Annotated in this window: 9 protein-coding genes; all 9 read right to left on the reverse strand. The window is 37.1% G+C overall.

The genetic code is table 11. The annotated features are described in order from the left end of the window. Nucleotides 1-73: 73 nt before the first annotated feature. The 9 genes from BLT30_RS14410 to BLT30_RS14450 all read right to left on the reverse strand — a co-directional run bounded on the left by BLT30_RS14410 (nt 74) and on the right by BLT30_RS14450 (nt 13,282). Nucleotides 74-889 (reverse strand): SDR family oxidoreductase, encoded by an 816-nt coding sequence (locus BLT30_RS14410; protein WP_089874228.1) that lies wholly within the window; start codon nt 887-889, stop codon nt 74-76. Nucleotides 890-923: 34 nt separating this feature from the next. Then, entirely contained in the window at nt 924-2,099 is a 1,176-nt protein-coding gene (uxuA, locus tag BLT30_RS14415) for a mannonate dehydratase (RefSeq protein ID WP_089874229.1), read from the reverse strand. 91 nt (nt 2,100-2,190) lie between these two features. Beyond that, the gene (locus BLT30_RS14420; RefSeq protein WP_175487199.1) at nt 2,191-4,140 is read right to left on the reverse strand and encodes a RagB/SusD family nutrient uptake outer membrane protein; all 1,950 of its coding nucleotides are present in this window, start codon (nt 4,138-4,140) and stop codon (nt 2,191-2,193) included. 12 nt (nt 4,141-4,152) lie between these two features. Next, a complete protein-coding gene (locus BLT30_RS14425) occupies nt 4,153-7,017 on the reverse strand; it encodes a SusC/RagA family TonB-linked outer membrane protein (protein WP_089874230.1) in 2,865 nt (954 codons plus the stop codon). An 83-nt stretch (nt 7,018-7,100) separates the two neighbouring features. Continuing rightward, nucleotides 7,101-8,429, reverse strand: a complete 1,329-nt coding sequence (gene xylA / locus BLT30_RS14430) for a xylose isomerase (protein ID WP_089874231.1) — start codon at nt 8,427-8,429, stop codon at nt 7,101-7,103. Nucleotides 8,430-8,540: 111 nt separating this feature from the next. Then, nucleotides 8,541-10,025: a xylulokinase gene (locus tag BLT30_RS14435; protein WP_089874232.1), complete on the reverse strand. Its 1,485-nt coding sequence runs from the start codon at nt 10,023-10,025 to the stop codon at nt 8,541-8,543. Nucleotides 10,026-10,043: 18 nt separating this feature from the next. Further along, nucleotides 10,044-10,769 (reverse strand): NUDIX hydrolase, encoded by a 726-nt coding sequence (locus BLT30_RS14440; protein WP_089874233.1) that lies wholly within the window; start codon nt 10,767-10,769, stop codon nt 10,044-10,046. Nucleotides 10,770-11,825: 1,056 nt separating this feature from the next. Then, nucleotides 11,826-12,563, reverse strand: coding sequence for a YggS family pyridoxal phosphate-dependent enzyme (locus BLT30_RS14445; RefSeq protein ID WP_089874235.1), 738 nt, complete (start codon nt 12,561-12,563; stop codon nt 11,826-11,828). Next, nucleotides 12,548-13,282 carry an AAA family ATPase gene (locus BLT30_RS14450; RefSeq protein WP_089874236.1) on the reverse strand — a complete coding sequence of 245 codons (735 nt, stop codon included), beginning with the start codon at nt 13,280-13,282 and terminating at the stop codon, nt 12,548-12,550. The genes BLT30_RS14445 and BLT30_RS14450 overlap by 16 nt, the downstream gene beginning before the upstream one ends. Nucleotides 13,283-13,319 lie beyond the last annotated feature (37 nt).

Genomic DNA, 13,319 nt, shown 5'->3' on the forward strand with positions numbered 1-13,319 from the left:
TTAAAAACAAGACCTTAACTATAAGAAAAATTTATTAAGGCCCTGCTACTATATAAAGAAAATAATACTTAATTTAAACACCACTGAATGCGCTAAAACCGCCATCCACAGGTAATAATGCGCCTGTTATAAAACTTGCGGCATCGGAACAGAGAAACTGTACAGCTCCATTCAGTTCTTCCACTTCACCAAATCTTTGCATTGGTGTTTTGGCAATCACTTTTTTGCTTCGGTCCGTTAAAGAACCATCTTCATTCAACAAAATAGCGCGGTTCTGGTCACCGATGAAAAATCCCGGGGCAACAGCATTGACACGGATCTTATCCCCGAACTTCAAAGCTAAATCTGAAGCTAACCACTGGGTAAAATTGGTAATAGCAGATTTCGCTGCCGAATATCCTGCTACTCTTGTAATCGCAGAATAAGCCGCCATTGACGAAATATTGACAATGCTTCCGCTTCCCTGTTCAGCCATCACTTTTCCGAACACGTAACTTGGATAAACCGTTCCGTTGATGTTGAGATCAGTGACCTCATCCCATCCCTTCATATTCATATCGAAAAAAGACTGGTCGGGAGATAAAGTTGCTGTGGGAATATTTCCGCCCGCAATATTCAGCAGAATGTCTATTCTACCATACTTTTCTATGATTTTTTTTGATGCATTTTCAAGACTTGCGATGTTCATTACATTGGCTTCTACTGCGAAAACATCGCCTCCCAAATCGGTCAGTTCTTTCACGCGGGAATCCAAAGTTTCCTGGTTTCTGCCTACCGCAACAATTTTTGCTCCGGCTTCGATGAAACTTTTCGCCAAACTTCCACCCAAAACACCGGAAGCGCCAGTGATGATTGCTACCTTATCTTTTATGCTGAATATTTCGTTCATTTTTTACTTTTTAAAATGATTGCAAATTTTAGATTTATTTTTTTTGCAATTCTGATTGTACTGTTGCCATCACGCCTTCAATTTGACCTAAAGCCAACATTCTTCCAAGGAAAGAATAACCTGGATTGTAGCCTTTGTCAACATCTTCGGTTAACAATCTTCCGTGGTCGATTCTCATTGGTAAATCAGGATTTTCTTTTTCAAATACCCGGATAACGTCAATCAATTTACCTCTGCCACCTAAATGATGTGCTTCGATGAAGTCTCCGTTTTCAAAAACATTGGTACTTCTGAGGTGAACAAATTTAGTTCTGTGGGCATATTTTTGAGCTAATTTCGGAACATCATTCTGGAGATTTGCACTTAAAGAACCTGCGCAGAATGTCAGTCCGTTGTGTGGATTACCGACAGCATTCAGAAACCAATCGATGTCATCTTCATTAGTTACGATTCTTGGCAAACCAAGCAAAGCAAATGGTGGGTCGTCCGGATGCACACACATCTGGATGTTCCATTCTTCGCAAACTGGCATTATTTTTTCGAGGAAATATTTTAAATTTTCACGAAGTTGGTTTTTATCAATTCCGTCATACAATGCCAATAAACTATTGAACTTTTCTACCGGATTTAAGTCGCCTTCTTTGATATTTCCATTGACAAATCCCTGCGTTTTCACAATGACCGAATCTATCAAATCATTGTTATCGGCTTCTGTAAGCGTATTTTTTAATTCCTCAACTTTTTTGAGAATTTCAGGTGTATAATCTTTTTCTGCTCCTTTTCTTTTCAGAATATGAATTTCGAAATAGGCAAATTTGGCTTTATCAAAATATAAAGATGATGAACCGTCTTCCCACTCGTGGAAAAGGTCCGTTCTTGCCCAATCCAGAACCGGCATAAAGTTGTAACAAACCGTTGTAACGCCTGCTCTACCAAGATTTTCGAGACTTTTGATATAATTTTCTATCAGTCCGTCTCTGTCCTCGCCTCCGTATTTGATAGACTCGCTCACAGCAAGGCTTTCAACTACAGACCAACGAAGTCCGTGACTTTCTATATAGTTTTTATAATCATTAATAGCCTCTGAACTCCAAACTTCTCCGTTAGGAATATCATGCAGTGCAGAAACAATACCTTCCACACCAATTTGCCGAAGGGTTTGTAATTTTATTTTATCATTCTTCCCAAACCAACGCCATGTTTTTTCCATAATACTTTAGAAATTTTAATTAAAACAAAGCAGGTGTAAAGTCTACACCTACTTTGTTCTTGATTGATATGAATGTGAATTATTAAATTAATTAATAGCCAGGATTCTGGTATTTTGCTTTTTCTTCAGCAGACATTTCCATTGCATCTATTTGTCCTTGAGGAATAGGTCTTAAGTAATGGAATTTCTGAATATTTCTAGTAACCGTCTGTGGTGTATGATCTCCATAAGCAGTACCTCCAATTTGATAAGTTGCTCCATATTCTTGCCATTTTTGTGTTCTTACTAAATCGAACCATCTATAAAACTCACCATAATATTCCCTTGATCTTTCTGCCAAAATATAATCTATTGTAATAGTTGAAGGTGTTGCAGCGACCATAGCAGCGCTGTTATCAGCTACAAAAGTCACATTCTGGGCATTGTTAAACTTCCATTTTCCTGCTCTAGCACGAATTACATTAATTAAATCTCTTGCTGTCATCGATCCGGAAGCTCCTTTTACAGCAGCTTCTGCTGCTATAAAATAAAATTCAGAGAATTTGGCTACATTGAAAGGACGGGTAAGTGCCGCATTAGGGTATCCAAGCCCATCAGGATCAAGAGTAGTATACGTGCCTATTTTCCAATAACCAGGGTAAACTATTCTACTGATACCATTAGGATTCACTACCCAATCTGCTCTACCAGGCAATGTTCCTGCTCCAACACCACTTTGTCCTGCACCTGTAGGATAAGTTACAGGCTGAGAATCATCATTTAAAAAGCTAAGTATTGCACCTCCTGGTTGTACTGGTAAATTGTTGGCGTTATATAAAGTAGAGACATTTGTAAGTCCAGTACCCGTCTTGTTCCAATTTCCTCTATATGTTGTTACAAAAGTGCCATCATATCTAGAATCATTGGTTTTGTCTGCAAATGTATTCTTTATAACTCCAATCGGAGGACACATACGGGTCCAAGGGCGTCCTAAAGGTTGGGCAGCAGCACGCTGTACGGGACTTACTGCTGTCCAAGTTGTTGCCGAAGAACTACTTTTGATATTTGGGTAGTTCCAAGTCTGCATCCAAGCTGCAAAGTTGTCTGGTGCCCAACCTGAACCAAAACCTGTTGGGTCTCCTTCATTATAATATGTGCTGGATGCAGTGTGATCAGCATACAACATACATTCTGTATTACGATCATTTGACCCTACATTGACGTCATAATAAGTTGGTTGTAGAGAATAAGAACCAGGATTATTAACACCAGCTAATGCAATGTCATAGGCTTGTTGAAAATACCATTGCGCATTATGTCCATCTGGATCTGTTCTTGGTGTCTCAGGATATGTTGGAATACTATTTGGGTTTTCTAGCCACCATCCATAAGTTAAATAAGCTTTTGCCAAAAACAATCTTGCAACATTCTTTGTAACACCTCCTGTGACCCTTGGTGCAGTTGGTAAATTATCAATTGCTTTTTTAAGATCTGCAAAAATTACTTTGGTATAAACTTCAGGAACTGTATTTCTTTTTGAAGTGGCCACAGCAGAAGCATTAAAAGCTAATTCTCCTGCTCCCAAATCCAAAGGAACGCCGCCATAGGATTGCACCAATAAAAAATAATCAAATGCTCTAAAGAATCTGGCCTCTGAGATTAATGCTTCTGAAATTCCATAATTTGGGCCATTTTGGATAATTGCATTTGCTGTATTAATATAAGGAAAAGTACTTCCCCAAATCATACTAGTTGGAAAAGTCGCAGAATTGATATTTCCTTGTCCCGACATATCCAGCTCTTTAAAATTACCATCAGCACTTTGTGCCCAAGTGGATTCATCTGTCCCGTTCTGGGTTGCGCTCATCCAATAACCATTTCCATATAGTAAACGTAAACTTCTATAAAGAGATGTCAGTCCTTGTGTAATACCTTGTTCTGTATTCATATATTCTACAGTATAGCTAGATCTAGGCTCTTCGTCAAGAATTTCTGAACAACTTGAAAAGCACAATGATAAAGTAACTGCCCCTAAAACTATTTTTTTATTCAATTTTATCATGATATTCAATTTTTAAAAAGATAAATTAATTCCCATTAAATAATTACGCGTAGAAGGATTATTAGTTCCTATAATTAGTTGACGAGCTGGATATCCACTTACTGCCTGATTCTCATTTCCATAAGAATTTGGTTCAGGATCCATCCCAGATTCTTTATGATAAGGAGAGAATAAAACAAATGGATTAGTCACTGTAAAATATATTCTCAAACTATTAATTTTCAAATCGTTCAAGAAATCTTTATTTACATTATATCCTAAGGTAATAGTTCTTATTTTGAGATAAGAAGCATCAAAAAGAGCCAATGTAGAAGCATACTTTGGATTATCCCCACTTTGAACCCCTCCAGGTTTTGGATATCTCACATTAGGATTTTCTTCTGTCCAATAATCTACATCTACATTATTTCCTCTACCGGTCAATCTATTAAGATAACCAGCAGAACCATATATGGAACTAATTAAAACACCACCATGTTGGAATGCTCCAACAGTACTCAGTTCAAATCCTTTATAGGCAAAACGAGTATTAAATCCTCCTTGCCAATCAGGAAATACATCTATCACTTGTCTATCTGCAGGACCGATCGCTCTAACAGGTGTTCCATCTGCATTATACCCTCCTGTATAAAGAACCTTAATCATCCCTACATTCCCACCAGGTTCTAAGATATTAAGATATGGATCACCATTTTGCCATAATCCGATGTTCTGATAATCATATAAGGCATTGATATTATGTCCTACAAACCATAAATTCCCTTCATCTTTTTCCATACCAGAAGCAAGAGAGAGAATCTGGTTTTTATTGGTATAGAAATTAACCCCCGCATCCCAAGTAAAATTCTCGGTTTGAATTATAGTCCCGTTTAAAGCAACTTCCCAGCCTTTGTTTTCTGATTCTCCATAATTTCCTGTTTGAAATCCAATTCCTGAACTAGGAGGAAGTCCTCTTTGTAATAAAAGATCCACGGTATGAGTTCTGTAATACTCCACTGAACCCGTTAGACGATTATTAAATAAACCAAAATCTACTCCATAGTTTTGAGTTTTAGAATATTCCCAGCCTAAACTTGGATTAGGAGCCTCTGTGACATACACTCCTGTACTATTTGTAGTACCAAAGTTATATGGGACAACACCTAAGGTACCCAATGTTTTGTATGGAGGAACAGCCTGATTTGATGTTTGTCCCCAACCAGCTCTGAACTTTAATAGATTAAGGACTTTTACATTTTGCATAAAAGATTCATTAGTAACATTCCATCCTAATGAAATAGCTGGATAAGTATGCCATTTATTACCTGGTGCTAATCTGGATGAGCCATCCCCTCGTAGCGTTGCAGTCAACATATACTTATTATCAAATGTATATATTGCTCTTCCCATATATGACATCAAAGCAGTCTCTCTATAGACTTGATCTTCTGGCCGTACAGAGATATTAGCTTGTGGAGCCTGCCCAAGGTTATAATATTGAAAGAAATCAGCAGGAATATTCTGAGCACTCATGTAAGAACTAATATATCTATTTTGCTCTGCAGAATACAATCCTACTGCATTAATCTTATGTTTCCCAAATGTTTTATCATAAGTCAAAAGATTCTCCAAGACCCAATGGTATGTTTGGTTGTTTCCTTTACCAGCTCCTGAAAGCCCCGCTGCATTTGTGTTAAAAACGCCAACACCTGTGTACCAGCCACTATTAGATGTACGGTAATTAAGACCAACATTCAATCTGTATTTTAAACCGTCCAAAGGTAAATTTATTTCCCCATATAAATTATTATATGAAGAAAACGATTTATTTTCATCAACATATTTATCACCCAATGCTTGTATCCCTTGCCTCATATAGATCCAGGTTTGATCCAGGTTTGATGCAGTACTCATTGTTCTCTTAATCGTACCATCTGCATTATAAGGGCTTGCCAATGGAGAATATCCCAAAATAGGGGCAGGACTTGCTCCTGGATATTCATTAATAGCATAATTTGTATTTGTGGTAAAACCAAATTTGAAATTTTTACCTACTTGTTGATCTAAAGCTAATCGTATTGAAAATCTTTCATAGTTCTGAAGTGGAATCATAGCATATTGCTTATAGTAGGATATTCCGGCACTGTAATTTCCACCGTCTGTACCCCCTGAAACACTTATATCATGATTGGTCATCATCGCAGGCTTATAATATAATTTCTGCCAATCTGTATTATTATCGTTACTTTCATCTACTCCATTAGTAAAAAGATTACCTGCATCCGCACGGAGCTTGGCAAACTTAGGTCCATCCATCATTGGGTACTTTGAAAAAAGTGTTTGTACGCCTGTAAAACTATTGTAAGTAAACCTTGGCTTTTGACCTTTCGTTCCTCTATTGGTTGTTACCAATATCACTCCATTGGCACCTCTGGAACCATAGATTGCTGTAGCTGATGCATCTTTAAGAATATCTATACTTTTTATATCATTAGAACTAATATCGCCTAATGATCCGGAAAAAGGTATTCCATCCAGTACAATAAGAGGATCATTTTCTCCTGCGATAGATCTCACACCTCTAATACGAATCTGAGAAGTAGACCCGGGCTTAGAAGATGTTTGTGAAATATCAACACCCGCCACTCGGCCCTGCAAAGCCTGTGTAATATTGGCTGATGGAACTTCTCTTAACACATCACCCTTCACAGAAGCAACAGACCCTGTTACTGATTCCTTTCTTTGAGTTCCATATCCAATAACAACAACCTCCTCAATCTGCTTTTCTTTTGTAACAGTATCCTTTCTACTCTGCGAGTAAACTAGACCTGACGGTAATAGAGTCATTGCGAAAAACAATGCCGCTCTATTGGTTTTACTTAAATGAAATAGATTCATAATTATTATTTTTAAAGTTAGTTTGATAAGAAAGTTTTCGGTTCCCGTTGTTGAGATTGGCGCAACTCTCTTATATATTTTTTTTAGATATACATATTAACAATAGCTTCGAAAAGTTCCTGTTTTCCGCTTTTCGGAATTGGTTCTCCCGATTCGTGGGCAATCTTCTGAAGGTCTTCTAATGTCAGTCTCCCTTCTTCAAATGCTTTCCCATTCCCATTGTCAAATGATGAATATCTCTCGTTTCTCAGCTTGTTGTAATCAGAATTCTCAAGAATATCTGCAGCCACCAATAACCCTTTTGCAAAAGCATCCATTCCGGAAACATGTGCGATGAAAAGGTCTTCCGCATCTGTAGAGTTACGACGTATCTTCGCATCGAAGTTAACGCCTCCTCTTCCCAAACCGCCAGAAGGAAGAAGTACCAACCAAGCCTGGATCATCTCGTAATAATCAACCGGGAACTGGTCTGTGTCCCAACCATTCTGATAATCGCCTCTATTGGCATCAATGCTTCCCAACATCCCCGCATCTACTGCTGCCTGAAGCTCGTGCTCGAAAGTGTGACCCGCCAAAGTAGCATGATTGACCTCAAGATTCAGTTTGAAATCTTTGTCAAGACCGTAATGTCTTAAGAATCCTATGACTGTTTCTGCATCATAATCATACTGATGTTTTGTCGGTTCCATTGGCTTTGGTTCGATCAGGAACGTACCTGTGAATCCTTGTTTTCTTGCATAATCCCTTGACATAGTCAGGAATTGGGCAAGATGGTCCTTTTCACGTTTCATGTCGGTATTCAGAAGACTCATATAACCTTCTCTTCCACCCCAGAAAACATAATTTTCCCCACCAAGCGCAATAGTTGCATCGATAGAATTTTTAACCTGAGTTCCTGCGCAGGCAACAACGTCGAAATTTGGATTAGTGGATGCTCCGTTCATATATCTCTCGTGAGTAAAAACGTTGGCAGTTCCCCAAAGCAACTTGATTCCTGTTTCCTGCTGTTTCTCCTTGGCATAATCTACAACAGCCTGGAGATTTTTCTCATAGTCTCTCCAATTGTCTGCAGGGTCTACAAGGTCAATGTCATGAAAGCAATAAAAATTGAAACCCATTTTCTGCATAAACTCAAAACCTGCATCCATTTTGTGCTTTGCTCTGCTCACAGCGTCCGTTCCTATATCCCACGGGTGATGGATAGTTGGTCCGCCGAATGGATCGCTACCATTTGCACATAATGTGTGCCACCAAGCCATCGCAAAACGTGTCCAGTCTTTCATAGGTTTTCCCATCACCACTCTGTCTGCATCATAATAGCGGAATGCCAATGGATTTCTGCTTTCTTTTCCTTCAAATTTGATCTTGTCGATACCTGTAAAAAACTCTTTTGTACCTGTTAAAGTGCTCATTCTTTTTTATATTTATTTTTTAATTATTCTCATTTTTGACATAAAATCTCCCTTCCTCACTGATTTTTGAATATCAATAAGTTAATTGTTAAATTTTCTTTTTTTTGGGATTTAAACTATTTCGTTAAGATGATTTTTCCATCTTGTATAGGCTTCTAAATATTGTTCCCGCTTCTCGTGTTCCGGTTCTATGACTGCAATTTTTTCTAATGATGAAAAGGCCTCGGCAGAATCTGAGTAAAATCCGATACCCATTCCTGCAGCTCTTGCTGCTCCTACAGCGCCGTCCGTATCATAAAGTTCAATCATGGCATTGCTCACACTGGAAAGCGTCTGGCGGAAAATCGAACTTAGAAACATATTGGCATTTCCCGCCCGGATCACATTGATATCCATACCGATGTTTCTCATAATGTCCATTCCATACTCGTAAGAAAAAACGATTCCTTCCTGAGCAGCACGCAAAATGTCTCCTTTCGAATGGATATTGAAATTGATACCATGAATGGAGCAGCTTGTATCCTTATTCTCCAAAACTCTCTCTGCTCCGTTACCGAAAGGAATAATGCTAAGTCCTTTTGACCCAATTGGTGATAGTGATGCCATATCGTTCATATCACCATAAGATGCAAGCGATGTTGCAAAGTTGTGCTTCAGCCAAGAGTTCAGAATTCCTGTTCCATTGATGCAAAGCAACACACCTAATCTCGTCAGTTCTTCGGTATAGTTTACGTGGGCGAAAGTGTTGACCCTGGAAAGCCTGTCATAATCCAGCTTATCCAAAACACCATAAACCACGCCTGAGGTTCCTGCTGTAGAAGCGATCTCTCCCGGATTGAAAACATTAAGAGAAAGCGCATTATTCGGCTGGTCGCCTGCTCTGTAAGAAATCGGTGTCCCTTCCTTCAGTCCCAGTTCCTGTGCTGCAGCTGCAGAAACCGTTGCCTGAATCCCGAAAGTCGGTACAATATTTGGAAAAAAGCTTTTCGGAATTCCGTAATAATTGATAACATCTTCAGAGATACAATTATTTTTAAAATCCCAGAAAATCCCTTCAGACAAACCTTCGATCGTCATTCCTATCTCTCCGGAAAGTCTCATCGCAATATAATCTCCGGGTAGCATTATTTTATCTATTTTTGCAAAAAGCTCAGGTTCATTTTCCTTTACCCAAGCCAATTTTGAAGCGGTAAAATTGCCCGGGGAATTAAGCAAATGAGACAGACATTTTTCTTCTCCTATTTCTTTGAAAGCCCTTTCACCATAAGGAACTGCACGGCTATCGCACCAGATAATGGATGACCTAAGGAGATTCTGGTCCTTATCAACCATGATGAGACCGTGCATCTGCCAGGTAATACCGATTCCTTTGATGTCTTCTGCGTGTACTCCGGATTCGTGCATCACGGCTTCATGCGCCAATTTGAGGTTTGTCCACCAATCGACAGGATTCTGCTCTGCCCAGCCCGGATTGATCGCTGTGATTTTCATCTCTTTTTTCGGAGAAAATTCGGACGCCACAACTTTTCCGCTGGATGCCTCTATGAGACAAACTTTTACAGAAGAACTGCCTATGTCGTAACCTAATAAGTACATAATTTATTTAAACGTTTTTTATTTTATGAGCTTGGTATTATTTTTCTTATAAACCTTGGCATCAAACTTATAATACCTTGCCGCACGATGCGAAACATTGGTCTCTATCTCATCTAGTGGAATAATGTAATTGAATGAAGAAATTCTTTTATGAAAATTCTTGATGTCAATCTTCTTCTCACTAAGCGCACTATATAACTGATATAATTGTCTAATTGTAAATTTCTTTGGCAACAATTCGAAAATAATGGAGAAATCCATTTCAATCCATCTTCTAACTTCAACCAAAGATTCGTTGATGATTTTATTGTGATCAAAAGGCAGAGTCGGGATCTCATCAAAAGGAAACCAATCTACGGTGTCATATTTTGAGCTGTTGATCTTGTGATCGATCTTGCATAATGAGAGATAAGCTACGGTAATGATCCTATCTATATCCTGCTTATACTCCTTCCCCATCCATTTGATATCGTTCATATTGTTAGCCCTGTCAGGATCCGCAAAACATTTGAACTGTTTAAGAACCATTTTTTTAATTCCTGTCAATTCATGAAGCACTCGTTCTGCAGCATCATCCACATCCTCATCGCTGAATATTAAGCTCCCGGGCAGCTTTCTCTGCCTTTCCACAGGAATATCATCTACATGACGCTGGACCAATAAAATGTTCAATCGGTTCTCATAATCGAAACCAAAAACAACACAATCTACAGATACATAAGTATGAATAAAATTTGGACTCATTAACGTGTTAACATTTATGTAACATTACAAATATAAAAATTCAGTTGAATAAAAAAAATAATTTTTACATTACATACTGCTTATCAATAATTTACATATCGATTTTTTATGATATCATATGTATAATATTTATGATAAGCTTATCGTAAAACTAACACTTAGATAAATTGTAAGACATGAGTTAACAAACAATTAGTAAAATGTACCGCCAAAATTATACTGGTATTTTTTTAAGAAAATTTTATGATAAGAATCATAATAATGTGCATCAAAAAAAATAAATAAAAAGTGTAAAAAACACACTTTTAAATAAAAAAAACATAAGAATTTAATATTTTTTTTTGCTTTTTTTTCATGCAAGCAAACATAAAATTGGTTATATCGGAATTTTATAATCAAAATTTATATAAAATTGGTTATTGGAAAAAAAGGAAAAGAATCTACAATAGAATATAACAGATTACATGCATCATAATTTTAAAACCCTATAAATTCCTCTATAATTTCTTCGAACTTGATTCAAGCCAATCAATATTCATTAACCTATTATTCATAATGACAATTAGTTACAAAATTGACGAACAAAGGTAAGCACTGAATAAATTTAATTCAAACAACCAGAACCTCTTATAATCGTTCTATCTAATTTTAAAAATGCATAGTAATCCCAGAAGCATTAATTTTTTTTTCATAATTTCAATATCAATTTTCATGAGCAAAACTATATCAAACATTGATGATATTAAAAAAAATGTTCTAGGTAAGGTGTTTTTTGTTCTGAATATTTGAAATTTGGTAACTATATACTTTCGTGTACCAAATCGAAAAATAAAATTCTACATACCTAAATTCAATCTAAATTGTTGATATCTCGTCGTAAACGTGATATTTCAGATAAAAATTATATCTGGTACATTTAAATATATTATAAACTAATTTTTAAATGCAGTTATCATTGTATAGTTTTAGTCCTATTACTTTACTCTTGACTTATGAAGAATATTTTTCTACAAATCTAATGAATATAACACTTTACAGAAGTTAATACCCTTATTTCTAATCTTCTTTATTTTCGTTCCAATAATAACTGTCAGGATACATTCTTTGTCCGAACACCGCAGTACCAACCCTAACGATTGTCGCCCCTTCCTCGATAGCCGTCTCAAGATCATTACTCATCCCCATAGACAGTTCTGTCATTTCCACATTGGGAATATCCAAGGAGATGATCTGCTGTTGAATATCTTTCAATAAACGGAAACAACCGCGGACTTTTTCCGTTTCTGCACTGAACAGACCAATGGTCATCAAACCTTTTATTTTAAGTGTATTTAATTGAGAGATTTCACGAATCAGGCTTATAATGTCGTCCGGATGCGCTCCGAACTTACTTTCTTCTCCCGAGGTATTGACCTGAATAAAGATGTCCATACTTTTATTATCCAGCTGTAGCCTTTGGTGTAGTTTTTCGGCCAAACTTACACGATCTACGGATTGAATGCAGGTGACGTCATATTTAAGAATATCTTTGATCTTATTGGATTGCAGATGACCTATGAAATGATGAGTATGTTTGCTATCTCTTAATGAACCGAACTTTTCTTTGATTTCCTGGACTTTGTTTTCGGCAATCAATGTCTGTCCGTTCTGTAAAGCGATCCTGATTCGCTCAGCAGAAACGGTTTTCGTAGCCAGCAAAAGCTTGACTGTATCAGGATCTCGATTGGCAGCAATACAGGCATTTTCTATTCTATTTAAAATGCTGTTCAAATTATTAATTATTTCGTCGTGCATATTTCCTCTTCTTTTTCATTTTGATCCCATTTGTTGATCAGCATCGATTTTACATTGGTGTAAGCGTGATCTTTGGCCTCGGCAAATGAAACAGTATATTGACCTGTTATCTGCCTTACATTTTCGGGAAACACCGACAGAATACGATCGTAATAGTTATCTAGAATTTCTTTTTCTGGCAGTTCATAGTTTAATTTTATTTGAAATCTCCTCAACAATGCCGGGTCAATAATATCAGTATGATTGGTAGCGCAAATCAATAAGGCATTTTGCGGAAAATAGTCGATCAGTTGAATAATGGTGTTAACGAGCCTTCGCATTTCCCCTACATCTTTATCATCACTACCTCTTGATTTTCCAATTTGGTCAAATTCATCTAAAAACAAAACTGCTTTCTCCCTTCCTGCTTTCTCAAAGATCTGCCTTATGTTTTGTGAAGTCTCACCAATTCGTGAGCACACCACATTACTGAGATTTAAAATCAATATCTTTTTATTGATTTCGCAAGCCATTGCTTTTGCTGTCATCGTCTTGCCACATCCAGATGTACCGTGAAGCAGAATTTTATTGCTAACCGGCAACCCATAAAGTGAAAGTTCCTCGCTGTAGAAGTTCTCTTTCATTATTTGCATACAGACACGTCGATTTTCATCATTTAGAGAAATATCATCAAGCCTTATTTTTTCTTTATCGTCTATGATAAGATCAAATATATTCATCCTTAACACTTACCGGCTAATATTAATTACTTTATAG

The organism is Epilithonimonas hungarica, assembly GCF_900102265.1.
GTDB lineage: Bacteria > Bacteroidota > Bacteroidia > Flavobacteriales > Weeksellaceae > Epilithonimonas > Epilithonimonas hungarica.

Excerpts from the sequence above, each read along its gene's own strand:
- BLT30_RS14410 (WP_089874228.1), bottom strand. The coding sequence starts at position 889 with ATGAACGAAATATTCAGCATAAAAGATAAGGTAGCAATCATCACTGGC.
- uxuA (WP_089874229.1), bottom strand. The coding sequence starts at position 2,099 with ATGGAAAAAACATGGCGTTGGTTTGGGAAGAATGATAAAATAAAATTA.
- BLT30_RS14420 (WP_175487199.1), bottom strand. The coding sequence starts at position 4,140 with ATGATAAAATTGAATAAAAAAATAGTTTTAGGGGCAGTTACTTTATCA.
- BLT30_RS14425 (WP_089874230.1), bottom strand. The coding sequence starts at position 7,017 with ATGAATCTATTTCATTTAAGTAAAACCAATAGAGCGGCATTGTTTTTC.
- xylA (WP_089874231.1), bottom strand. The coding sequence starts at position 8,429 with ATGAGCACTTTAACAGGTACAAAAGAGTTTTTTACAGGTATCGACAAG.
- BLT30_RS14435 (WP_089874232.1), bottom strand. The coding sequence starts at position 10,025 with ATGTACTTATTAGGTTACGACATAGGCAGTTCTTCTGTAAAAGTTTGT.
- BLT30_RS14440 (WP_089874233.1), bottom strand. The coding sequence starts at position 10,769 with ATGAGTCCAAATTTTATTCATACTTATGTATCTGTAGATTGTGTTGTT.
- BLT30_RS14445 (WP_089874235.1), bottom strand. The coding sequence starts at position 12,563 with ATGCACGACGAAATAATTAATAATTTGAACAGCATTTTAAATAGAATA.
- BLT30_RS14450 (WP_089874236.1), bottom strand. The coding sequence starts at position 13,282 with ATGAATATATTTGATCTTATCATAGACGATAAAGAAAAAATAAGGCTT.